At 70.0% G+C, this 23384-nt stretch carries 22 protein-coding genes; 11 read left to right on the forward strand and 11 right to left on the reverse strand.

What is annotated here, in order from left to right; translation table 11 throughout:
- Window positions 1-69: 69 nt before the first annotated feature.
- Both ACYVO6_RS24525 and argF read left to right on the forward strand, forming a co-directional pair.
- Window positions 70-1293, forward strand: a complete 1224-nt coding sequence (locus ACYVO6_RS24525) for an arginine deiminase (RefSeq protein ID WP_461064530.1) — start codon at window positions 70-72, stop codon at window positions 1291-1293.
- A gap of 95 nt (window positions 1294-1388) precedes the next feature.
- Window positions 1389-2396, forward strand: coding sequence for an ornithine carbamoyltransferase (gene argF, locus ACYVO6_RS24530; protein ID WP_461064532.1), 1008 nt, complete (start codon window positions 1389-1391; stop codon window positions 2394-2396).
- A gap of 11 nt (window positions 2397-2407) precedes the next feature.
- Here the strand turns inward: argF and ACYVO6_RS24535 are convergent, their stop codons facing one another.
- Window positions 2408-2860, reverse strand: a complete 453-nt coding sequence (locus ACYVO6_RS24535) for an ATP-binding protein (RefSeq protein WP_461064534.1) — start codon at window positions 2858-2860, stop codon at window positions 2408-2410.
- A gap of 369 nt (window positions 2861-3229) precedes the next feature.
- Between ACYVO6_RS24535 and ACYVO6_RS24540 the strand changes: the two genes are divergently transcribed.
- Together ACYVO6_RS24540 and ACYVO6_RS24545 are read left to right on the forward strand one after the other, a co-directional pair.
- Complete coding sequence (locus ACYVO6_RS24540; RefSeq protein ID WP_461064536.1) at window positions 3230-4057, forward strand: enoyl-CoA hydratase family protein; 828 nt, start codon at window positions 3230-3232, stop codon at window positions 4055-4057.
- Between the two features lie 11 nt (window positions 4058-4068).
- Entirely contained in the window at window positions 4069-6336 is a 2268-nt protein-coding gene (locus ACYVO6_RS24545; RefSeq protein ID WP_461064876.1) for a bifunctional salicylyl-CoA 5-hydroxylase/oxidoreductase, read from the forward strand.
- On the opposite strand, the gene ACYVO6_RS24550 is transcribed toward ACYVO6_RS24545, so the two are convergent.
- The 8 genes from ACYVO6_RS24550 to ACYVO6_RS24585 all read right to left on the reverse strand — a co-directional run bounded on the left by ACYVO6_RS24550 (window position 6320) and on the right by ACYVO6_RS24585 (window position 14269).
- Window positions 6320-7549: a sulfate adenylyltransferase subunit 1 gene (locus ACYVO6_RS24550; RefSeq protein ID WP_461064538.1), complete on the reverse strand. Its 1230-nt coding sequence runs from the start codon at window positions 7547-7549 to the stop codon at window positions 6320-6322. The two genes, ACYVO6_RS24545 and ACYVO6_RS24550, sit on opposite strands and share 17 nt — an antisense overlap.
- Before the next feature lie 2 nt (window positions 7550-7551).
- The gene (cysD, locus tag ACYVO6_RS24555) at window positions 7552-8472 is read right to left on the reverse strand and encodes a sulfate adenylyltransferase subunit CysD (protein WP_461064540.1); all 921 of its coding nucleotides are present in this window, start codon (window positions 8470-8472) and stop codon (window positions 7552-7554) included.
- On the reverse strand, window positions 8469-9020 hold the full coding sequence (gene cysC / locus ACYVO6_RS24560) for an adenylyl-sulfate kinase (protein WP_461064542.1): 552 nt from the start codon (window positions 9018-9020) through the stop codon (window positions 8469-8471). Before cysC ends, cysD begins: the two co-directional genes overlap by 4 nt.
- Window positions 9017-10213, reverse strand: a complete 1197-nt coding sequence (locus ACYVO6_RS24565) for a glycosyltransferase family 4 protein (RefSeq protein ID WP_461064544.1) — start codon at window positions 10211-10213, stop codon at window positions 9017-9019. The genes cysC and ACYVO6_RS24565 overlap by 4 nt, the downstream gene beginning before the upstream one ends.
- Window positions 10214-10278: 65 nt before the next feature.
- Window positions 10279-10701: a hypothetical protein gene (locus ACYVO6_RS24570; protein WP_461064546.1), complete on the reverse strand. Its 423-nt coding sequence runs from the start codon at window positions 10699-10701 to the stop codon at window positions 10279-10281.
- Window positions 10698-11597, reverse strand: coding sequence for a sulfotransferase family protein (locus ACYVO6_RS24575; protein WP_461064548.1), 900 nt, complete (start codon window positions 11595-11597; stop codon window positions 10698-10700). Before ACYVO6_RS24575 ends, ACYVO6_RS24570 begins: the two co-directional genes overlap by 4 nt.
- 104 nt (window positions 11598-11701) lie before the next feature.
- Window positions 11702-12535 carry a PaaX family transcriptional regulator gene (locus tag ACYVO6_RS24580; RefSeq protein WP_461064550.1) on the reverse strand — a complete coding sequence of 278 codons (834 nt, stop codon included), beginning with the start codon at window positions 12533-12535 and terminating at the stop codon, window positions 11702-11704.
- A gap of 15 nt (window positions 12536-12550) precedes the next feature.
- Entirely contained in the window at window positions 12551-14269 is a 1719-nt protein-coding gene (locus ACYVO6_RS24585) for an AMP-binding protein (RefSeq protein ID WP_461064552.1), read from the reverse strand.
- 118 nt (window positions 14270-14387) lie between these two features.
- Between ACYVO6_RS24585 and ACYVO6_RS24590 the strand changes: the two genes are divergently transcribed.
- Complete coding sequence (locus ACYVO6_RS24590; RefSeq protein ID WP_461064554.1) at window positions 14388-15596, forward strand: acyl-CoA dehydrogenase family protein; 1209 nt, start codon at window positions 14388-14390, stop codon at window positions 15594-15596.
- Window positions 15593-15991: a RidA family protein gene (locus ACYVO6_RS24595; RefSeq protein WP_461064556.1), complete on the forward strand. Its 399-nt coding sequence runs from the start codon at window positions 15593-15595 to the stop codon at window positions 15989-15991. Before ACYVO6_RS24590 ends, ACYVO6_RS24595 begins: the two co-directional genes overlap by 4 nt.
- A 378-nt stretch (window positions 15992-16369) precedes the next feature.
- Here the strand turns inward: ACYVO6_RS24595 and ACYVO6_RS24600 are convergent, their stop codons facing one another.
- Window positions 16370-16582 carry a DUF5999 family protein gene (locus ACYVO6_RS24600; RefSeq protein WP_461064558.1) on the reverse strand — a complete coding sequence of 71 codons (213 nt, stop codon included), beginning with the start codon at window positions 16580-16582 and terminating at the stop codon, window positions 16370-16372.
- A gap of 243 nt (window positions 16583-16825) precedes the next feature.
- Between ACYVO6_RS24600 and ACYVO6_RS24605 the strand changes: the two genes are divergently transcribed.
- The 5 genes from ACYVO6_RS24605 (at window position 16826) to ACYVO6_RS24625 (ending at window position 22535) form a co-directional block, all read left to right on the forward strand.
- Window positions 16826-17296 (forward strand): DUF6299 family protein, encoded by a 471-nt coding sequence (locus tag ACYVO6_RS24605; protein WP_461064560.1) that lies wholly within the window; start codon window positions 16826-16828, stop codon window positions 17294-17296.
- Between the two features lie 97 nt (window positions 17297-17393).
- On the forward strand, window positions 17394-18350 hold the full coding sequence (locus ACYVO6_RS24610) for a glycosyltransferase family 2 protein (RefSeq protein WP_461064562.1): 957 nt from the start codon (window positions 17394-17396) through the stop codon (window positions 18348-18350).
- A complete protein-coding gene (locus ACYVO6_RS24615; protein ID WP_461064564.1) occupies window positions 18347-18709 on the forward strand; it encodes a GtrA family protein in 363 nt (120 codons plus the stop codon). Before ACYVO6_RS24610 ends, ACYVO6_RS24615 begins: the two co-directional genes overlap by 4 nt.
- Complete coding sequence (locus tag ACYVO6_RS24620; RefSeq protein WP_461064566.1) at window positions 18706-21216, forward strand: YfhO family protein; 2511 nt, start codon at window positions 18706-18708, stop codon at window positions 21214-21216. Before ACYVO6_RS24615 ends, ACYVO6_RS24620 begins: the two co-directional genes overlap by 4 nt.
- Before the next feature lie 110 nt (window positions 21217-21326).
- Window positions 21327-22535: a PQQ-dependent sugar dehydrogenase gene (locus ACYVO6_RS24625; protein WP_461064568.1), complete on the forward strand. Its 1209-nt coding sequence runs from the start codon at window positions 21327-21329 to the stop codon at window positions 22533-22535.
- A 66-nt stretch (window positions 22536-22601) separates the two neighbouring features.
- On the opposite strand, the gene ACYVO6_RS24630 is transcribed toward ACYVO6_RS24625, so the two are convergent.
- Window positions 22602-23312 carry a GntR family transcriptional regulator gene (locus ACYVO6_RS24630; RefSeq protein WP_461064570.1) on the reverse strand — a complete coding sequence of 237 codons (711 nt, stop codon included), beginning with the start codon at window positions 23310-23312 and terminating at the stop codon, window positions 22602-22604.
- Window positions 23313-23384 lie beyond the last annotated feature (72 nt).

Genomic DNA, 23384 nt, shown 5'->3' on the forward strand with positions numbered 1-23384 from the left:
GCAATCTCGTCCCCGTCACCTCGGCCGACCGATGGATGAACACGTGTCCGGATGGTCAAAGATGGAGGCATGGGATTCCAAGTCGACTCCGAGGCCGGGCGGCTCCGCCGCGTCATCCTGCACCGGCCTGATCTTGAGCTCAAAAGGCTCACCCCCAGTAACAAGGACGCCCTGCTCTTCGACGACGTGCTGTGGGTGCGCCGGGCGCGAGCGGAGCACGACGGGTTCGCGGATGTGCTGCGTGACCGTGGGGTCACCGTCCATCTTTTCGGCGACCTGCTCACCGATGCGCTGGGGATCCCGGCCGCCCGGGAGCTCGTACTGGACCGGGTCTTCGACGAGAAGGAGTACGGGCCGCTCGCCACGGACCACATCCGGGAGGCCTTCGACGCCATGCCGGCGGGCGAGCTGGCCGAGGCCCTGGTCGGCGGCATGACCAAGCGGGAGTTCCTGGACGCGCACGCGGAGCCCACGTCCGTGCGCTTCCACGTCATGGAGCTCGACGACTTCCTGCTCCGCCCGCTGCCCAACCATCTGTTCACCCGGGACACCTCCGCCTGGATATACGACGGGGTCTCCATCAACGCCATGCGCTGGCCCGCCCGCCAGCGCGAGACCGTGCACTTCGAGGCGATCTACCGGCATCACCCGCTGTTCCGGAAGGAGACCTTCAACATCTGGTCGGAGGGTCAGGCGGACTATCCCTCCACCATCGAGGGCGGCGACGTGCTCGTGATCGGCAACGGCGCCGTGCTCATCGGCATGAGCGAGCGGACGACACCGCAGGCCGTGGAGATGCTCGCGCACAAGCTGTTCGCCGCCGGTTCGGCGACCACGATCGTGGCGCTCGACATGCCCAAGAGACGGGCCCTGATGCACCTCGACACGGTGATGACGATGGTCGACGGCGACATCTTCACGCAGTACGCGGGACTCGGCATGCTCCGCTCGTACACCATCGAACCGGGCGTGGGCGACAAGGAGCTCAAGGTCACCGACCACCCGCCGGAGCACATGCACCGCGCGATCGCCGCGGCCCTCGGGCTGAGCGAGATCCGCGTGCTGACCGCCACGCAGGACGTGCACGCGGCCGAGCGCGAACAGTGGGACGACGGCTGCAACGTCCTCGCGGTCGAGCCGGGCGTCGTGGTCGCCTACGAGCGGAACTCGACGACGAACACCCATCTGCGCAAGCAGGGCATCGAAGTGATCGAGATCCCGGGGAGCGAGCTGGGGAGGGGGCGGGGTGGGCCGCGGTGTATGAGCTGTCCGGTCGTACGGGATGCCGTTTAACGGGGAGGCCTCATAGGAGAAGAGGTCGCATAGAATTGCGAGTGTTCGTATAGACTTCCATGCGTCCGTGTCCCCGCATCCTCTGGAGCGCCCCCATGGCGACAGTCCCGACCGCCCTCGCCGGCCGCCACTTCGTGAAGGAGCTGGACTTCACGGGGGAGGAGTTCCGCGGTCTGATCGAGCTTGCCGCCGAGCTGAAGGCCGCCAAGAAGGCCGGGACCGAGACCCAGTACCTGCGCGGGAAGAACCTCGCGCTGATCTTCGAGAAGACCTCGACGCGCACCCGCTGCGCGTTCGAGGTGGCGGCCGCGGACCAGGGGGTGTCGACCACGTATCTCGATCCGTCCGGCTCACAGATAGGGCACAAGGAGTCCGTGAAGGACACCGCGCGGGTGCTCGGGCGGATGTACGACGCGATCCAGTACCGCGGGGACAGTCAGGCGAACGTCGAGGAGCTGGCCGCGTACGCGGGCGTGCCCGTCTACAACGGCCTCACCGACGCCTGGCATCCCACGCAGATGCTCGCCGACGTGCTCACGATGACCGAGCACACGGACCGGCCGCTGGACGAGATCGCCTTCGCGTACCTGGGCGACGCCCGCTTCAACATGGGCAACTCCTACCTGATCACGGGCGCGCTCCTCGGGATGGACGTCCGCATCGTGGCCCCGCAGGCCTACTGGCCCGCCAAGGAGGTCATCGCCGAGGCCCTCAGGATCAGCGAGACCAGCGGCGCCCGTATCACCTTCACCGAGACCGTCGCCGAGGGCGTCGCGGACGTCGACTTCATCGCCACCGATGTCTGGGTCTCCATGGGTGAGCCCAAAGAGGTCTGGGACGAGCGGATCGCCGCCCTCGGTCCGTATGCGGTGACGATGGACGTTCTGCGTGCCACCGGCAACGCGGACGTCAAGTTCCTGCACTGTCTGCCCGCCTTCCACGACCTGGGCACGAAGGTCGGGCGCGAGATCCACGAGCGGCATGGCCTGGACTCCCTCGAGGTCACCGACGAGGTCTTCGAGTCGGCGCACTCGGTCGTCTTCGACGAGGCGGAGAACCGGCTGCACACGATCAAGGCGGTCCTCGTGGCGACGCTCGCCTGAGCCCTACGTCGTTACTCGCTGGGTCTGCGCTGCTGCGGCACCACCGGCAGCCTGAACCAGACGGCCTTGCCGGACTCCGTGGGCCGGTGTCCGCAGGACGAGCTGAGGGCGCGGATCAGCAGCAGGCCGCGCCCGTGCTCCTGCCAGGGGTCCGGGTCGTCCGGGCCGGGGCGGGTGAGACTGCCCGGCGGGTCCGGGTCGGGGTCGTGCACCTCGACCTGGCAGCCGGTCGGCAACAGCTCCACGACCAGCTCTATGGGTGCGTCACCCTTGGTGTGCTCCACGGCGTTGGCCACCAGTTCGGCGGTGAGCAGCTCGGCCGTGTCGCTGTCGGCGGGGTGCTCGATCTCGGCCAGGGCGGTACGGACCAGTGCGCGGGCGACGGGCACGGCGGCTGCGGAGTGCGGCAGCGCGACGCGCCAGGAAGCTGGGGCTGAGGGCTCGTGCAAGGCGGGTCCGTTCATGGAGCAGGAAGTCCTGCTTTCAACAATATGAATGATACTGCGGTACCGGGTGGTAACGCCCGACCGGTGCCTTTCTGGATGTTCGGTCTGCTTACGGGCTGTACCCGGGTCAACGGTCCGGCTCGCGCCGGAACTCCCGCTGTTACGGCGCTGTCGCGCACCCGTGACTCCGTGACTGTTGTGTCGAGGGCTCGTCTTGTGGCGTATCAAAACTCACGTATCGAACTTCACGTCGGTTCATGTGGCGAAGCTCGCATATTGCTGTACGGCCTTATCGCGCACTCCTGACGACAGTCAAAGATGGGTGATAGATTCATGGGTAGCGCTAGCAGCGTGGACCGCCGCCCCCGTCCGAGGAGGCCGCACCTCATGAGTCCCTTCACCGGCTCCGCGACCCGCACGCCCGACTGGCAGCATCTGCGCTGCGAGTACGTCGACGGGGTCGCCACCGTCACCCTGGCCCGCCCCGAGAAGCTGAACGCCCTCACCTTCGGCGCCTACGCCGATCTGCGCGACCTGCTCGCCGAGCTGTCCCGCGAGAAGTCCGTACGCGCCCTTGTGCTGGCCGGCGAGGGCCGCGGCTTCTGCTCCGGCGGTGACGTCGACGAGATCATCGGGGCCACGCTGTCGATGGACACGTCCCAGCTGCTCGACTTCAACCGCATGACCGGCCAGGTCGTCCGGGCCGTACGCGAATGCCCCTTCCCCGTGATCGCGGCGGTGCACGGCGTCGCGGCCGGCGCGGGCGCGGTCCTCGCCCTGGCCGCGGACTTCCGGGTGGCCGACCCGAGCGCCCGCTTCGCCTTCCTCTTCACCCGCGTCGGCCTGTCCGGCGGCGACATGGGCGCCGCCTATCTGCTGCCCCGCGTCGTCGGTCTCGGCCACGCGACCCGCCTGCTGATGCTGGGCGAGCCGGTACGCGCACCCGAAGCCGAGCGGATCGGCCTCATCAGCGAGCTGACGGAGGAAGGCCACGTCGACGAGGCCGCCCAGGCCCTGGCCCACCGCCTCGCCCAGGGCCCGGCCCTCGCCCACGCCCAGACGAAGGCCCTCCTCACCGCCGAACTGGACATGCCCCTGTCCGCCTCGGTGGAGCTGGACGCCTCGACCCAGGCCCTCCTGATGAACGGCGAGGACTACGCCGAGTTCCACGCGGCCTTCACGGAGAAACGGCCGCCGAAGTGGCGGGGGCGGTGACCGTGAGCGCGATGCGGGTGGCGGTGATCGGCGGTGGCCCCGGTGGGCTCTACGCCGCCGCCCTCCTCAAGCGCCTCGACCCCTCCCGCGAGATCACCGTCTGGGAGCGCAACGCCCCCGATGACACCTTCGGGTTCGGGGTCGTGCTCTCCGACGAGACCCTCGGGGGGATCGAGCATGCCGATCCCGTCGTGTACGAGGCGTTGCGGGACGAGTTCGTGCGGTGGGACGACATCGACATCGTGCACCGGGGGATGCGCCACACCTCCGGTGGTCACGGCTTTGCGGCGCTCGGGCGGCGCAGGCTGCTGGAGATCCTGCACGAGCGGTGCCATGCGCTCGGCGTCGAGTTGCGCTTCCGTACCCCGGCGCCCGACGCGGCCCGGCTTTCCGAGGCGTACGACCTCGTCATCGCGGCGGACGGGGTGCACAGCGCAACGCGCGAGACGTACGCGCGCGTGTTCCGACCGCGGATCACCACCCACCGCTGCCGCTACATCTGGCTCGCCGCCGACTTCCCGTTCGAGGCGTTCCGCTTCGAGATCGCGGAGACCGAGCACGGGGTGATGCAGCTGCACGGATACCCCTATGCGGCCGACGCCTCCACCGTGATCGTGGAGATGCGCGAGGAGGTGTGGGAGGCGGCCGGGTTCGCGGAGGCGGACATCGAGGAGTCCGTCGAACGGTGCGCCAAGATCTTCGCGGACGCGCTCGGCGGACGGGCGCTCAGATCCAACAAGTCGGCGTGGACGGCGTTCCGGACCGTCGTCAACGAACGCTGGTCCCACCAGAACGTGGTCCTGCTCGGCGACGCCGCGCACACCGCGCACTTCTCCATCGGCTCCGGTACGAAGCTCGCCGTCGAGGACGCGCTCGCCCTCGCCGCCTGCCTGGAGGAACAGCCTTCGCTGGACGACGCGTTGACCGCATACGAGGAGGAACGGCGACCCGTCGTCGCCTCCACGCAGCGGGCGGCGCGCGCCAGCCTGGAGTGGTTCGAGAACCTGGGGCTCTATCTCGACCAGCCCGCCCGGCAGTTCGCCTTCAACCTGCTCACCCGCAGCCGCCGCGTCACGCACGACAACCTCCGGCTGCGCGACGCCCGCTTCACCGAGAGCGTGGAGCGCGAGTTCGGCTGCCCGCCCGGTACGCCGCCGATGTTCACACCGTTCCGGCTGCGTGGCCTGACCCTGCGCAACCGGGTCGTGGTCTCACCGATGGACATGTACTCGGCCGTGGACGGCGTACCCGGCGACTTCCACCTCGTCCACCTGGGCGCGCGGGCGCTCGGCGGCGCCGGTCTGGTGATGACGGAGATGGTGTGCGTGAGTGCGGAGGGGCGAATCACGCCGGGCTGCGCCGGCCTCTACACCTCCCAACAGGCCGATTCCTGGCGGCGGATCACCGACTTCGTGCACGCACAGGCACCGGGTGCGGCGATCGGCGTACAGCTCGGCCACTCCGGCCGCAAGGGCTCCACCAAGCTGATGTGGGAGGGCATCGACGAACCACTGGAGGAGGGCAACTGGCCGCTCGTGGCCGCGTCCCCGCTTCCGTACAAGCCGGAGAACCAGACGCCGCGTGAGCTGACCCAGGCTCAAATGGCCGATGTACGCGAGCAGTTCACCTCAGCCGCCCGACGGGCCGCCCAGTGCGGCTTCGACCTCCTCGAACTCCACTGCGCCCACGGCTACTTGCTCTCCGGCTTCCTCTCCCCGCTGATCAACCGCCGCACGGACGCCTACGGCGGACCTCTGGAGAACCGTTTGCGCTTCCCGCTGGAGGTCTTCGACGCCGTGCGCGCCGTATGGCCCGAGGAGCGCCCGATGACCGTACGCATCTCCGCCACGGACTGGGCCGACGGCGGCACCACGGCGGACGACGCCGTCACCATCGCCCGCGCCTTCGCCGCACACGGCGCCGACGCGATCGACGTCTCGACGGGCCAGGTGGTCGCGGAGGAACAGCCGGAGTACGGCCGCTCCTACCAGACCCCGTACGCCGACCGGATCCGCAACGAGACGGGGATCCCGGTGATCGCGGTGGGCGCCATCTCCTCCTGGGACGACGTCAACTCCCTGATCCTGGCGGGCCGTACAGACCTGTGCGCCCTCGCCCGTCCCCACCTGTACGACCCGCACTGGACGCTGCACGCGGCGGCCGAGCAGGGGTATGCCGGCCCGGGCGTCGTCTGGCCCGCGCCGTACCGGGCGGGCAGCCGACGCCCCCAGACGGGCCGCACGGATGCGCCCAAGCCGCGACTCACACTGGGGAGTTGACCTCCGCCATCCCCGCCGTCAACGTCGCCCCATCCGCCGGATCGACCAACAGAAACGCCCCCGTGCGCCGGGAAGCCGCATAGTCGTCCAGCGCCAGCGGCTCCGCCGTCCGCAGCCTGATGTGACCCAGATCGTTCGCCGTCAGCTCGGACGCCCCCGCCAGGTCCTTCACGATCGCCTTCACCGTCCGCGTCGTGTGCCGGACCAGCACCCGATCCCCGACCCGCAACGGACGGTCGGCCAGATGGCACACGTTCGCCGAGACATCCTGCGTCAGCGCGGGCGCATCCGCACCGGCCGTGAGCATGTCGCCCCGCGAGACATCGCGCTGGTCGGCCAGGCGCACGGTCAGCGACTGCGGGGCGTACGCGACGGCCGCGTCCTCACCGAGCACGTCGAGGCCCGTGATCGTGGACGTCTCGCCGGAGGGATGCACGGTCACACGGTCGCCGACGCGCAGCGAGCCGGACGCCAACTGACCTGCGTAGTAACGGACTTCGTCGTGCCGGATCACGTACTGGACGGGGAACCGGGCCGGTTCGCGCGCCACGTCGCTGCCCACCGGCACCGTCTCCAGGTGCTCCAGGAGCGCCGGACCCGCGTACCAGCCCATGCGCGTCGAACGGTCCACCACGTTGTCGCCGACGAGGGCGGAGACCGGGATCGGTGTGAAACCGGGCAGGTCCAACTCGGCGGCGTGGCCCGCGAAGTCCGCGACGATCCGGTCGAACTCCTTTTCCTCGTAGCCGACGAGATCCATCTTGTTGACGGCGAGGACGATGTGCGGGACGCGGAGGAGAGCCGCGACGGCGGCATGGCGTCGTGTCTGCTCGACGACGCCGTTGCGCGCGTCGACCAGGATGATCGCCAGCTCGGCGGTGGAGGCACCGGTGACCATATTGCGCGTGTACTGCACGTGGCCGGGGGTGTCGGCGAGGATGAACCGGCGCCGGGCGGTGGCGAAGTAGCGGTACGCCACGTCGATCGTGATGCCCTGCTCGCGCTCGGCGCGCAGGCCGTCGGTGAGAAGGGCCAGGTCGGGCGCCTGCTGGCCCCGGCTCTGCGAGACGCGCTCCACCGCCTCCAACTGGTCGGTGAGGACCGACTTGGAGTCGTGCAGCAGGCGGCCCACCAGGGTGGACTTGCCGTCGTCGACGGACCCGGCGGTCGCGAACCGCAGAGTATCGATGGTGGGACTGATGGTGCTGGTCACGGTTAGAAGTACCCCTCGCGTTTACGGTCTTCCATCGCGGCCTCGGACAGCTTGTCGTCCGCACGGGTCGCGCCCCGCTCGGTGAGCCGGGAGGCGGCGATCTCGGCGATGACGTCCTTCAGGGTCACCGCGTCCGAATCCACGGCGCCCGTACACGACATGTCGCCCACCGTGCGGTAGCGGACCTGCCGCTTCTCGACCTTCTCGTCCTCGCGGGGCCCGCCCCAGTCACCGGCGGTGAGCCACATGCCGCTGCGCTGGAAGACCTCACGCTGGTGCGCGAAGTAGATCTGCGGGAGCTCGATCTTCTCGCGGGCGATGTACTGCCACACGTCCAGCTCGGTCCAGTTGGACAGCGGGAAGACCCGGACGTGCTCGCCGGGCGCGTGCCGGCCGTTGTACAGGTTCCACAGCTCGGGCCGCTGGCGGCGCGGGTCCCACTGCGAGAACTCGTCCCGCAGCGAGAAGACGCGCTCCTTGGCGCGGGCCTTCTCCTCGTCCCGGCGCCCGCCGCCGAACACCGCGTCGAACCGCTCGCTCTGGATCTTCTCGGTGAGCGGCACGGTCTGCAGCGGATTGCGGGTGCCGTCCGGCCGCTCCCGCAGCTTGCCGGCGTCGATGTAGTCCTGCACGGAGGCCACGTGCAGCCGCAGCCCGTGCTCGGCCACCACCCGGTCCCGGTAGGCGAGGACCTCCGGGAAGTTGTGCCCGGTGTCCACGTGCAGCAGCGAGAAGGGAACCGCCGCCGGGGCGAACGCCTTCAGCGCCAGGTGCAGCATGACGATGGAGTCCTTGCCGCCGGAGAACAGGATCACCGGCCGCTCGAACTCACCCGCCACCTCACGGAAGATGTGCACACCCTCGGACTCCAGAGCGTCCAGATGGGAGAGCGTGTAGGCACGCTCGGCGCTCACGGCGGTCACACGAGCCCCCTCTCCGCCAGCACCGCGTACACCGCGTCCGCCGACTCCTCGGGCGTCTGCCCCTGCGTCTTCAGTGCGATGGCCGGGTCCAGTGGCGGCTCGTACGGGTCGTCGACGCCGGTGAGCCCGGTCAGCTGGCCCGCGGCCTGACGGGCGTACAGCCCCTTGACGTCGCGCTCTGCGCACACCTCGACCGGAGTGGCGACATGCACCTCGATGTACGGCGTTCCGCTCGCCTCGTGCCGTTTGCGCACGGCCTCGCGGCTGTCGGCGTACGGCGCGATGACCGGCACCACCGCCAGTACGCCGTTGCGTGCGAGGACTTCGGCGACCAGGCCGATGCGCTGCACGTTGGTGTTGCGGTCCTCGCGGGAGAAGCCGAGGCCCGCGGAGAGGAAGCGGCGGATCTCGTCACCGTCGAGCACCTCCACGCGGTGGTTCTCGGAGCGCAGCCGGCCGGCGAGAATGCGGGCGATCGTGGTCTTGCCCGCGCTCGGCAGCCCGGTGAGCCAGATCGTGGCTCCCTGAGCCCTTGCCGTGTGGGTCATACGTGCTGTCCTTTCGCGGCGCCGGCGGTGCCGAGCCGTTGTTCGTGGAGTTCGGTGAACAGGGCTTCCCAGCGCGGGTGTACGGCGTCCGGCCCGTACGAGGCGGCCGTCAGCACGGCCGCGACGCCCATTTCCGAACGCAGCGACTCGTCGGCCATCAGCTTGCCCATGGCCTGGGCGAGCGCGTCCGGGTCCTCCGGCGGAACCAGCAGCCCGTCCACTCCGTGCGTGAGCACATCGGAGGGCCCGGTCGGGCAGTCGAAGCTCACCACGGGCAGCGCGTGGCTCATCGCCTCGATCATCACCATGGGCAGGCCCTCGAAGCGTGAACTGAGCACGTAGAACGAGGCCTTGGCGAGTTCGTCGTCCAGCCGGTCGGTGTGGCCCATCAGGAACACATGGTTGTAGAGGTGGTGCTCCTCGATGAGGGCCCGCAGCTCGGCCTTCTTCTCGCCGCTGCCGTAGATCCTCAACTGCCATTCGGGGTACGTCTCGACGAGCTTCGACCATGCCTGGACGAGCATGTCGAAGCCCTTCTGCGGGAAGAGCCGCCCGGCCGCCACGGCGATCTTCGCGTGATGGTCGGAGGAGACCTGGTCGAGCGAGTGCACGGCGTTGGGGATGCGTACGACCCTGGTGCCGGGCAGCAGTTGCTCGTACTCCTGGCGGTCCCGCTCGGTCAGGACGGCGACCGCGTCGAAGCGCGCATAGGTCTCCCGGATGCGCTTTTGCACATCACGCTTGTGCGTGCCGTGGTTCATGTGCTCCTGCGCGACACGGATCACGCCGCCCGTCGCATGCTCGGCAGCCAGGAAGTTGAGCGCGGGCCGTGTGGTCACCAGGACGCCGTCCCGCAGCGTGGACAGGTACGTGATGAGCTGCTCCTCGACATACCGGTTGAAGTACCGGTAGCCGAACTCGCCCGCGGGGATGTGCTTCCCCGGCTGCTCGAGCAGCCTGCCCCGGCGCCAGTCGTGCCAGCGGCCCGCGACACCGGACGGCGGGGTGTACTCGCCCTCGCGCAGATCGACGACCGCGGAGACCGTCACCCGCGGATCGAGCGGGAACTGGACGTCCTCGCGGCGGCGCAACGCACTCACCAGCTCGACGTCCCAGCCCGCCCGTACAAGGGAGTTGGCCTGGTTCATCACGGTGCGGATCGTGCCGCCGCGGCCGTATGCGTGCAAGAGCAAATAGCGGACCTTCGGCCGCTTTGGGGCCTCATGCGCCGTAAGTCGAGGCGCCTGATTCCGGACTGTCATATCGCCTCTTCCGCACGGCATTCCAGCGACAGGTTGTCCTTCACCGTGTAGTACGGACGGACACTGAGGCCGCTGACCCGCTGCTCCGGGAACACCATGATCTTCTTCTTGTCTCGGATGTCGTCGAGATGCCGCCCGACGCGCAACTCCGCCTCGCCGTCGGTGAGATGGATGTCCCACTCCTCAACCCCGGCGGTGCCGTTCACGTCACGGCCGGCGAGGTCGGCGATGGGCAGCTCGCTCTCGAAGCGGTCACCCTTCACGCGCGCGTCGTAGCGCAGTCGCCGGTCGGTCCCGCGCAGCACGAGCAGCAGCCGCCAGCCGTCGGCGCTCTGGATGGCCCGGCCGTGGATGCGGCCCACGAGGCGGATACGTCCGTCGCGCGGCCAGACCTCTTCTACCTCGGCGTGCGGTCTCATGACGCATAACCCCAGGCCGTACACATGGGGCGCAGCAGCTCGGGGATCTCGTCGTCCTTCGGCAGCGCACGTCCGGCCTGCACCTGACCGGACTTGATCTTGTCGCGCCAGTCGCCGAGGCCCTTGACCACCTGCGAGTCGTCCTTCTTGCCGTAGTCGAGCATCGACGGCTCGAAGTCGATCTCGAGGAACTCGCACAGGCTGCGCATTTCCTTCTCGGGGTCGGCGGTGATGTCCTCGTAGCGCACGGTGTGGCCGCCGGTGATGCCACCCCGGGCCTTCTCGACAGCCTTCATGTAGCGCAGCGCGTCGGCCGCTGCCTCGTCGTAGGTGCGCTTTTCTGGGTCGCCCTCGTGCCAGGACCGGGCGATGGACACCGGGTGGCGGAGCAGGAAGACGAAGCGGGCGTCGGGCCAGCAGTCCTGGATGCGCTGGTAGACGAAGGCGTTGCTCGGCGTCTTCTCGACCAGGAAGTCCTTGCCGGATTTGACCAGTTCACGGTGGAGCACCCGGTCCCACAGCAGATGTTCCAGGTCGCCGCGCTCCAGATCGAGGGCGCTCATGGCGCGCTGCGACAGCTTGCTGCCGTAGTCGACCTCAAGGCGGCGGATGTGCGTCTCGTGCGGGGAGTGCAGCCGCGAGTGCGCGTTCAGGAGCATCCGCAGGAGGGTCGAGCCGGAGCGCACGGGCGACATGATGAAGACGGGCTGCCGCAGCAGTCGATCCGTCGTCAGGTCCTCGGCCGCGGGGCGGCGGTACACCGGCGTGGGCCGCTTGGCGGATTTCGCCGGCGCGGCCTTCGGCTGCTTGGGCACGGCGGGGGCGACAGGGGCCTTGTGCACCTGGAGGCCGGTGGTGGCGGTGAGCGCCCGGTTGAGATTGCGCATCAGACTCATGCGTCGCAAGCCTAGGTAAGGATTATGAGAAGAGGCTAGGAGCGGTCTGGGCGTTGCCCGAGCTGAGTCAAATGTGATGCAACTCACGCCGCCTTAGGTTTCGTTCAGATTTCGGACGCCTCTGCCGGTACCCCCGCAAAGACGGCGCCCGCGTCCCGCAGCCGCTCGTGCAACGCACGGAAGACCGCCACCGAGCGGGCCCCCGGCCAGTCCCGCGGCAGCAGCGCGGGCGGCAGTCCGGGGTCGGCGTACGGGAGGTGGCGCCAGGAGTCCAGGGCGAGCAGATAGTCGCGGTACGCCGCCTCCGGCGGAGTGTCCGGCCGTGCCTCCCAGTCGTGCAGCACGCGCGCGTGGCGGTCAAGAAACTCCTCGTGCTGCTTGGCGATCGCGACCAGGTCCCACCAGCGCGCGACCGCCTCGGCCGTCGCCGTGAAGCCCAGATGCTCACCGCGGAAGAGCTCCACATACGCGTCGAGACGCAGCCGTTCCAACGTATGACGCGTCTCTTCGTAGAGGCGGGCCGGCGCGAGCCACACCCCGGGGGCGGCCGTTCCGAAGCCGAGGCCCGCGAGCCGGGAGCGCAGCACATGCCGCTTCTGTCGCTCGGACTCCGGAACGGAGAACACCGCGAGTACCCAGCCGTCGTCCTCAGGGGGCGTCGCCGCGTAGACCCGCCGGTCGCCGTCGTCGAGCAACTGCCGTGCGTCCGGCGACAGTTCGTACCCGGCCGCACCCGTCGCCGTACGCGCCGACAGCAGCAGCCCGCGGCGTTTGAGCCGGGACACGGACGACCGTACGGAGGGCGCGTCCACGCCGACCGCGGCCAGCAGCCGGATCAGCTCGGCGACCGGTACGGGACCGGGGGCGAAGCGGCCGTACGCGCCGTAGAAGGTGACGATGAGGGACCGGGGGGCGTGCTGCTCGGACACGTTGATCATTCTAGGTCGTCGGCGTCATGCGAGATCACCTTGCGTGGACTGGAGATCGCTTTCCGTGCCCGCGGAGCTGGATCGCGTATGGCCCGGGTTGACGCCCGTACGCAATCGGAAGCGCTGAAGCTTCCCCGTCGCCGTACGCGGCAGCGCGTCCAGGAAGACGATCTCGCGCGGGCATTTGTACGGCGCCAGCTCGGACTTGACGAAGGAACGCAGCGCCTCGGGGTCCCGGCGCGCGCCGGCCCGCAGCACCGCGTACGCCACCACGACCTGGCCGCGTGTCTCGTCGGGCAGTCCGACGACCGCCGTCTCCACCACGTCCGGGTGACGCAGGAGCGCGTCCTCGACCTCCGGGCCCGCGATGTTGTACCCGGCAGAAATGATCATGTCGTCCGCGCGCGCGACGTACCGGAAGTAGCCGTCGGCGTCCCGGATATACGTGTCGCCGGTGATGTTCCAGCCGTCGCGTACGTACTCCGACTGCCGTGGGTCGGCGAGATAGCGGCAGCCGACCGGTCCGCGCACGGCGAGCAGTCCGGGCTCGCCGTCGGGCACGGGTTCGCCGTTCTCGTCCTGCACGCGCGCGTGCCACCCCGGTACGGGAACTCCCGTCGTTCCCGGGCGTATTCGCTCGTCGGCCGCGGAGATGAAGATGTGCAGCAGTTCGGTGGCGCCTATGCCGTTGATGGTGCGCAGGCCGGTGCGCTCGTGCCAGGACTGCCAGGTGGCGGCGGGCAGGTTCTCGCCCGCGGACACACAGCGCCTGAGCGAGGAGATGTCGTACGCGTCCAGCTCGTCCAGCATCGCGCGGTACGCGGTCGGCGCGGTGAACAGCACGGACACGCGGTGTTCGGCGATCGCGGGCAACAACTGCTTGGGGCCCGCCTGTTCGAGCAGCAGCGCGCTGGCACCCGCGCGCATCGGGAAGATCACCAGGCCGCCGAGCCCGAAGGTGAAGCCGAGCGGGGGACTGCCGGCGAAGACGTCGTCGGCGTGCGGTCGCAGGATGTGCTGCGAGAAGGTGTCCGCTATCGCCAGGACGTCGCGGTGGAAGTGCATACAGCCCTTGGGGCGGCCGGTGGTACCGGACGTGAACGCGATGAGGGCGACGTCGTCGGCGGCGGTGTCCACGGCGGGGTACGGCTCGTCGGGGGTTCCGGGGCTCACCCGGCGGTCTATTCGGTTCAGGAGGTCGTCGGGAGTGTCGCCGCCGTACGTCGTGATCCGCAGCCCGGGGATCTCCGCCTTCGCGAGGTCGTCCACGGACCGGATGTCGCACAGCGCGTGCCCGACCTGCGCGATCTCGCACATGGTGGCCAGCTCGTGGGGGCGCTGCTGGGCGAGCACGGTGACGGCGACCGCGCCCGCCTTCAGGACGGCCAGCCAGCACGCGGCCAGCCAGGGCGTGGTGGGCCCGCGCAGCAGGACGCGGTTGCCGGGCACCACGCCGAGGTCACCGGTCAGCACGTGCGCGATCCGGTCGACACGGGTGCGGAGATCGCCGTACGTCCATAGGTCGCCGGACGGCGTACGGAAGACGGGACGGTCCGGGTCGGCGTGGTCGAGGAGCTCGGCGGCGCAGTTCAGCCGTTCGGGGTAATGGAGCTCTGGGAGGTCGAAGCGGAGCTCTGGCCACTGGTCGGGGGGTGGCAGGTGGTCGCGGGCGAAGGTGTCGATGTGGGCCGAGGTCGTCGGCCGCCCGGTGTCGATGGCTTCCCTGGAGTGCGTGGGTTCCATGGCGGTTCGCCCCCTGTGTCGTGGTGGGCTCGCGCATCGAGCGTATCGTGTTGATGACGACAGTCAACGGCCCGCGATAGCCTCAGAGTGTGGCCCGACAGGGGAGAGGGGACCGGCAGTGACCGCATTCTCGCTCGATCCGGAACAGACCGCCTGGTGCACGAAGCTACGGGCCGTCGCCGCCGACGTCCTGCGCCCCCTGGCCGAGAAGGGCGAACCGGGCCACGTCAACCGCCCGCTCCTCGCGGAACTGGCCCAACTCGGCCTTCTGAAGCGCCTGTTCACCTCCGGCGCCCTCGACCTGTGCCTGATGCGCGAGTCTCTCGCGTACACCTGCACGGAAGCGGAAACAGCCCTGGCGCTCCAGGGCCTGGGCGCACATCCGGTCCACGCGTACGGAACCCCGGCCCAACGCGACCGCTGGCTGCCACGCGTCAGCGAGGGCACGGCGGTGGCGGCCTTCGCCCTGAGCGAGCCGGGCGCGGGCTCGGACGCGGCGGCGCTGAGCCTCCGGGCGGAACGGGACGCCGCGCCGCAGGCCGAGCCCGACGGCCCGGCCCGCTGGCGCCTTACCGGAGAGAAGTGCTGGATCTCCAACGCGCCCGAAGCCGACTTCTACACCGTCTTCGCCCGCACCACGCCCGACGCCGGCGCCCGCGGGGTGACCGCCTTCCTCGTCCCCGCCGACCGCCCCGGACTCACCGGCACCCCCCTCGACATGCTCTCCCCGCACCCCATCGGCACCCTTACCTTCGACGCCGTACCGGTGAACGCGGGCGACATCCTAGGTGAACCCGACCGTGGCTTCCGCGTCGCGATGAACACCCTCAACCTGTTCCGCCCGAGCGTCGGCGCCTTCGCGGTCGGGATGGCACAGGCCGCGCTGGACGCCACTCTCACGCACACCGCGGGACGCGACGCGTTCGGCGGCAAGCTGAGCGACCTGCAGACCGTGGCCCACCAGGTCGCCGAGATGGCCCAGCGGACGGAGGCGGCTCGCCTGATGGTCTACGCGGCGGCAGCGGCGTACGACGAAGGCGCCCCCGACGTCCCCAAACGCGCCGCGATGGCGAAGCTCCTCGCCACCGAGACCGCGCAGTACGTGGTCGACGCGGCAGTCCAACTGCACGGCGCCCGCGCCCTGCGCCGCGGCCATCTCCTCGAACACCTCTACCGCGAGGTACGCGCCCCGCGGATCTACGAGGGCGCGAGTGAGGTCCAACGGGCGGTCATCGCGAAGGAGTTGTACCGGGAGTTGGGTGACAGGGAGCTGGACGGCGGGGGACTGGCAGGCAGAGGGCCGTACGCGGAGGGGGACCGTTCATGACCACCGAGCGCATCAACCCGCCCGACCTCTCCCCGCCCACCGGCTTCTCCCACGCCGTCACCACCACCGGCTCCCGCGTCGTCTACCTCGCCGGCCAGACCGCCCTCGACACCGAGGGCAAGATCGTCGGAGCCACGCTCCCCGACCAGTTCGAACGCGCCCTGACGAACCTCCTCACCGCCCTGCGCGCCGCCGGAGGCACCCCCACCGACCTCGCCCGCGTCACCGTCTACACCACGGACGTGGCCGACTACCGCACCCACGCCCCCGAACTCGGCCGCATCTGGCGCAAGCTGGCAGGCCCCGACTACCCGGCCATGGCCGTCCTCGGAGTCGTACGCCTCTGGGACACCCAGGCCCTGGTGGAACTCGACGGCGTCGCGGTCCTCCCATAGGGAAGCGGACTTGCCGAAGTCCGGTGCGGTAGCGCTCCGCTGGGTGCGGTTTGAAGCTGCGGGTGCGTCGTGGCTGGTCGCGCAGTTCCCCGCGCCCCTAAAGGGGCGCGTCCCTGGAGCCGTCAGCCACAACGGACCTGTCACTTGCCCACCGGCGGGAGGGGCCGTGGGCCGGTGCGTCGTATGCCCGTCGCTTAGGTTCGGTCTCGGAGAACCAGGACCGTGTACCAGCCCAGGGTGGTATGCCCGGCCTGCGACGGGCTGACGCACCGGCCCACGGCCCCGCACCCACCACCCACCCAAGGGGCGCGGGGAACGGCGCGACCAGCCACACACAACCTGCAGCCGCCCAACCGCCGGAGGCACCCCGCGGAGCGCTCAGGCTGCAATGCTCAGGTGCTCGGCCGGTGCGCGGTGAGGAGCGATGACGCGGCCGTCGGGCAGGAGGGCGCCGGTGTCGTCGAAGGTGATGGCGCCGTCGCAGAGGAGGTACCAGCCCTGCTCGGGGTGGGCGGCGACGATGTGTGCGGTGTCGCGGCCGGAGCTGTCGGCGCGGTCGGACGACGGGCAGGAATTCCGGTGAGTACACATGGCGTACCTCCACGTGCGACGGGTTCGGGCGACGTGGTCGCCGCCTCGTACATAGACCATGCCCCCGGCTGTGAACTCGGCGGAACCGCTGCCCGTGAAGCGTGACAACACGCGGACAAGACACGGACACGCCTCGGACGTCCCCGGGACGGACGGTACGGACTCGCCACCAAAGGGTGACGTTCACGGCCACGGCGACGAGCGCCGGGTACCTCTGGGAATCCCAACCAAGGAGGTAATCCGATGTTCCTACAAAAGATCGTCGGCGTGGCCGCCGGTGCCGCACTGCTGATGCTCGCCGCCCCGTCAGCCACCGCTCTCGACAAACCAGCCGGTCCCGATCCCGCCGACTCCACCACCGCCGCCGACACGGTGACCGTCGACAAGACCGGCCGGATCGCGGCGGACGGCACCATCACCCTCTCCGGCACCTACCGCTGCTCGGACAGCTCAGGGCGGGTGTTCGTGGGCTCGTCGCTGGCCACCGAGGACAACAGCCACGTGCGGTACGGCATCGGCGGCACCCGCGCGATCTGCGACGGAGCCAAGCACACCTGGACGAACACCGGGCGGGCGCAGGGCCGCTTCCGGCCCGGCCCGGCCCATGTCGAAGCCACGGTGCTGGAACTCCGCAGCGACGACAGCCCTCTCAACCTCCCCCTGCCGCACCGGCGCGCGAGCCACGAACAGGACATCAAGCTCCGCGAAAGCTGACGCCCCGCACAGGACCCCGACGTCCACCGGACGTCGTCCACCGAACGTCCGGCCCGGAGGCACCCCCCGCCTCCGGGCCCAGGGGAAGGAGCGCGGGATGTTGTCCGTCGTAGTGCCCTGTTTCAACGAGGAGCAGGTGCTCGAGGCGTTCAACGACGAACTCCACGCGCGGCTCGACGAACTGAAGGAGCCGTACGAGGTGGTGTTCGTCGACGACGGGTCCACCGACGGCACGCTGTCCCTGCTGCGCGCGTTCGCCTTCCGTGACCCTCGCGTCCGCTATCTGTCCCTGTCGCGGAACTTCGGCAAGGAGGCCGGACTGCTCGCCGGCCTGCGCGAGGCCGCCGGGGACCACGTCGCCATCATGGACGCCGACCTCCAGCACCCGCCCGCCCTGCTCGGCAAGATGCTCGACCTGCGGCGCGAAGGCTTCGACCAGGTCGTCGCCCGCCGCTCCCGCGACCACGACGGCCTGCTGCGGACCCTGCTGAGCCGCGGCTACTACCGGTTCCTCAACCACTGGGCGGACGTCGAACTGGTCGACGGCGCCGGGGACTTCCGCCTGCTCTCGCGCCGCGCCGTGGACGCCCTGTTGGAGCTGGGCGAGCGCAACCGCTTCTCCAAGGGCCTGTTCTCGTGGATCGGCTTCAGCACCGTCTTCTTCGACTACCAGGACACCCCACGCGCCGGAGGCGACAGCAAGTGGAGCTACCCCAAGCTCCTCAACTACGCGGTGGACGGCCTCGTCTCCTTCAACAGCCGCCCCCTGCGACTGGCCATCCACCTCGGGCTCCTGCTCTCCGCCCTGGCCCTCGGCTACGCCGCCTGGACGGTCGGCGCCGTGCTCATCGGCGGCGTCACCGCACCCGGCTACGTCACCCTGCTCGTCGCGATCACCGGCTTCGGCGGCATGCAGATGGTGCTGCTCGGCCTCATCGGCGAGTACATCGGCCGGGTCTACCACGAGTGCAAGCAGCGCCCGCACTATCTGGTGAGCGAGCGCCCGCCCGCGGACATCGCGCGTCCGCCCGCGCTCGGGACCCGCTCCTCGTGAAGGGGCAGCTCCTGCGGTTCGCGCTGGTCGGGGCCGTCAACACCGGGACGTACTACGCCTTTTACCGGCTGCTGTGCCTGTGGACGCCGTATCTGGTCGGGCATGTCCTGGCGACCCTGCTGAGCATGATCGGCTCCTTTTTCATGAACGTCCGCTTCACCTACCGCACCAACCCGAGCTGGCAGAAGTTCGTGCTGTTCCCGCTGACGAACGCCGCGAACCTCTTGCTCACCACGGCCGGGGTCTACGGGCTGGTCTCCGGCCTCGGCATGGACGCGCGGATCGCCCCGCTGATCGCCGCCGTCGGCGCGATCCCCGTCACCTTCCTGATCGCCCGCCGCATCCTGGTGCCGGCATGAAGACCCGCCTCGCCGGACCAGGCCTGGCCGCGGCGATCGCCATGGCCGCCTTCGTCCTCTCGGGCGCGGTGCGCGGGACGTATCCCTTCGGGGACCGCTCGCGTGCCGTCAACGACCTCGGCAACCAGTTCGTACCCTTCCACGCCCACCTGTGGGACCTCCTGCACGGCACCTCGTCCGGCGACCTCTTCTTCAACTGGAACAGCGCCTTCGGAGTGCCGTACTGGGCGGACTTCGTCAGCTTCCTCGGCAACCCCCTCTCGCTGCTCGTCGCGGCCTTCCCGCGGCGCCAGGTCGACCTCGGCGTCTACGTGGGGGAGTGCCTGAGCATCGGGCTCGGCGCGGCGGTCATGGCGTGGTGGCTGCGGCGGCTGAAACCCGGCCCCTGGTGGCAGGCGGGCCTGCTCGGCGCCGCGTACGGACTGTCGGGCTGGACGCTCAACGACGGCGTGTTCGACCCGATGTGGCTGTGGGGCCTGACGGCGTTCCCGCTGATGCTGCTCGCGCTCGACCGCTGTACGCGCGAGCGCGGCTGGCTGTGGGCCGCGCCCATGGTGGGCCTGGCCTGGGCCGGCAACTTCTACACCGCGTTGATGGCCGCCGTCGGGACCATCGTCGTCGGTGCCGTGCTGCTGGCCACCCGCGAGTGGAGCCGGGCGGGGCTGCTGCGGTTCCTCGGTCGTACGACCCTCACCTTCGCGCTCGGCACGGCGCTCGCCGCGCCCGTGATCTGGCCCTCGTACCTGGCCGCCGCGGGCGCCCAGCCGATTCCCGCGCTGCCCTACAGCCGTCCACCGCCCTTGGAGTACCTGCTCCAACTGCTGCCCGCACAGCGGGGGTTCGGCAGTCTGCCCCGGTTCTTCGTGGGCATGCTCGCGCTACTGCTGGTGCTCGCCTTCCCGCTCAGCAGGCACATCCCCGTGCGTACGCGGGTGGCGTGGTGCGTGGCGCTGACCGCCGTCGTCGCCTCCTTCTGCTCGCTGCCCACGGTCAGGCTCTGGTACGGCCTCTCCCTGCCCAACGGCAGTCCGTACCGCGCGACGTTCGTGCTCAGCGGTCTGCTGGTCTCGGTCGCTTGGCTCTGCCTCGCCCACCGGCCACGGCCGGGGCCGCTGCTCGCCGCCGGTGCGGTCACCTGTGTCCTCGCCGCTGCGTCCGTACGCAACGAGAACGGCGTGAGTCACCTGACCTGGCTCGTGGTCCTCGGCTCGGGAGGGCTCACGCTCGGGCTGCTGGTGCTGCTCGCCCATAAGCGCGGCGGCCAACTGGTCGCCGCCACGCTCGCCCTGCTGGTACTCGCCGAGTCCGCGGCCAGCGGTGTCGCCGTCGACCAACAGCGCCACAAGCTGGCCTTCTTCACCCCCAAGCCCACCTGGGGCGCCCGGCACGACGCCGTACGCGAGGCCGTCACCCGGGTCGCCGACTGGCCCGCTCACCGCACCGACACCGGCCCGCCCGAGATCGTCAACAACGACCCGCAGCTCCTGGGCAGCGAGGGCCCGGCCTACTACAGCAGCTACGTGCCGCAGCAGACCGCCCGACTGCTGCGGCGCCTCGGCTACTCCTGGACGATGCACGGCCGCCATCTGATCCCCCAGGACAACCCGGTCGCCGACGCGATCTTCTCCGTCGGCGCCCGCATCCGGCACACCGACAGCCCGGGACGCGTACGCGTCGAACGCTTCCCCGCGCCGCCACTGGTGACCGTCCACCCACGCGAGGCGCCCCAACTACCGTCCGATTACTCGGTGTTCGCCCACCAGCAGGCGGTACTGGGACACCAGGTGTACGAGCTGCCGCGGATCTCCTTCGCCGGTGCGCACGGCCCGGCCCCGCGGCGCGCGTCAGATCCGTACCGGCTGACCGCCGCGGGCGCCCCGTACCGGATCACCGCCCGATGTCGCCCCGGCAGCCGTCTCTACGTCGACGGCTCCTGGACCGACGCCATGCTCGCGGGCCCCGACGGGAAGTCCGTACGCCTGTGGGGAGAGCGCCCCGAGAAGGCGGTGGCCACCAAGCCGCTCGGCACCGTCCCGGCGGACGGCCGCGTCACGGTCACCATCGCCACGGTCTTCCAGGACACCGAACTGCCGCGCTCACCTCTGGCCTGCCTGGACCCCGCCGAACTCAGGCGGGCGATCGCGGACCTACGAGCCCGGGGCGCCACCCACGTCACGGTGGGCGGCCACAGCGTACGCGCCACACTCCCGCCCGGTTCCACGGGCACGGCCGTCATCGCCACCGCTCGCACACCGGGCTGGCGCTGCGCGGTCGACGGCGGCCCGATGCGCGCCCCGCGGAGCCGCCTCGGTCTGCTGGCGGTCCCCCTGCCGACAGCCTCCGAGCACCAACTCCACTGCTCCTTCCGCCCACCCGGCCTGCGCGCAGCGACGGCGGCGAGCGCGGGAGCGGCGGCGCTGCTGCTGTGCGTGGCCGCGTTTCTTCGAAGGGCGCGGCGGCTCAGTAGGTGCGGCGGTAAGGCGACCCGGGAGGGCCGCCTCCCGTAAGGGTGGGGCAAGGTCACCGCGCACCTCCCTTGTTGAACTTCCCTTACAGCAGGGAGAGTTGCACGGTGGCCCACCCCATGCGCCGGGTCCCCCCATACAGAGGAGTTTGGATGTCAAGACTCAGACGGATAGGTCTCGTGCTGACGATGGCTGCTCTGCTGTCCGCCACGATTGCGCCGGCCGCGACCGCAGAGCCGGACGGTTCTGGTCACGGTGTGCCTCTGGACCAGTTGAGGGTGGCCACCACCCCCGTGGCGTCCGGACTGGAGCAACCGGTCGCGATGGTCGCGGCCAACGACCGTAGCGGGCGGATGCTCATCGCAGAGAGAGCGGGCACGGTCCGGGCCTTTCACCCGAAGGACGGGCTCGCCGCCGACCCGGTGCTGGACATCAGCAACCGGGTGAACAGCACCGGCTTCGAACGCGGTCTGCTCGGCATCGTCCCGGCGCCCGACTTCCAGAAGACCTCGCAGGTGTACGTGGCCTACACCAGCCGGCCGGACGGAGCGCTGACGCTGTCCCGGGTCCCGCTCGGCGACCCGGCGCGGGAGCAGGTGCTGCTCACCCAGGACCACTCCCAGTTCGGCAACCACAACGGCGGCCAGCTCGCGTTCGGCCCTGACGGCTACCTGTACTGGGGCCTCGGCGACGGCGGAGGCGGCGGGGACCCGTTGGCCACCGGGCAGAACCTCGGCACGCTGCTCGGCAAGATCTTGCGCCTGGACGTGAGCCGTTCCTGCGGCGAACTCCCCTACTGCGTCCCGAAGAACAACCCGTTCGTCAACACGCCCGGGGCCCGGCCGGAGATCTGGGCCTACGGTCTGCGCAACCCATGGCGGTTCTCGTTCGACAAGCTCGACGGCTCACTCTGGGTGGGCGACGTCGGTCAGAGCGCGTTCGAAGAGGTCAACCACACCAAGGCCGGGCGCGGCGGGCTCAACTTCGGCTGGTCCTGCAAGGAAGGACCAGCCGTGTTCAACGCCGAACGCTGCGACCCGGACGCCGACTACACCGACCCGGTATTCCACTACCAGACCGGCGTTGACGGCTGCTCGGTCATCGGCGGACACGTCTACCGCGGCCAGCGGCACGCCCGCCTCGTCTTCGGCACCTACGTAACGACCGACTGGTGTTCCGGAACCGCATGGGGAGTGCGCAAGAACCATGACGGCACCTACCGCAGCGCCACGATCGGCCAGTTCCCGACCCAGGTCAGCTCGTTCGCCGAAGACCGGTCCGGCGAGCTGTACGTGATCACCGACCGCACCGGCGAACTGCACCGCGTCGGCTTCGAACGCGTCGCATCGCGAGCGGACTGACCGTAGGGCCGGGGCCGGGCGGGAGATGGAGCGCCACCTTCCGCCCGGCCCTCGTAGCGGATCTGCTCAGGCCTCTTGGCCCTCTCCGCTGCGCTTCCGTTCCGCGATCATCTCGATCAGCTCGTCGGCGCTCGCGCGGGTGTGGCGTTCGACCTCGGCCTCGATGGTCTGCGGGTCGCCGCCGAGAATGGCGTCGATCAGCCGTTCGTGGACGTGCAGGGCCCGGTCGGGGTCGGACCGGGTGCTCTCGTCGACCGTGATGGCGAGATTGATCTGCGCTTCCACGGTCGGCCACATCCGCTTCAGCATGATGTTGTCGGAGGCATCCCAGACGGTGCGGTGCAGGGCGATGTGGGCCTGGTGCAGGCGGGCGGCGTCCCCAGCGGTATGCGCGTCGCGGTACTCCTGCCAAGCGGACGTCAGCTTGGCCCGCCGGGTGCCGTCCGGGTCGTCGGCCAGTGCCCGTGCGGCAAGGGTCTCCAGGGCGACCCGGACGGCCGCCGTGTCGGTGATGAACTTCTCGTCGATCGCTGTGACGACGACGCCGCGGTACGGCTGCTGTTCCAAGAGCCCTTCGTGAATGAGCTGGTAGATGGCCTCCCGCAGGGTGGGGCGGCTGACACCCAGTTGCTGGGCGATGTGAACCTCACGCAAGGGCCGGCCCGCCTTGAGCTCCCCGGCCATGATCGCCCTGCGCAGTTCGTCCACCACCGCGTCCCGGCGGGTCTGGGTGCTGACCGGCCTCGGGCCGGCGGCCTGGGCGGCGTGCTCACTCATGAATCCTCCGCAGATTGTCAGACGCATTCTACGAGGCGGATCGGGTACCCCCGCGTGCGCCTTATGAGCACC

Source organism: Streptomyces pseudoechinosporeus (assembly GCF_054783935.1).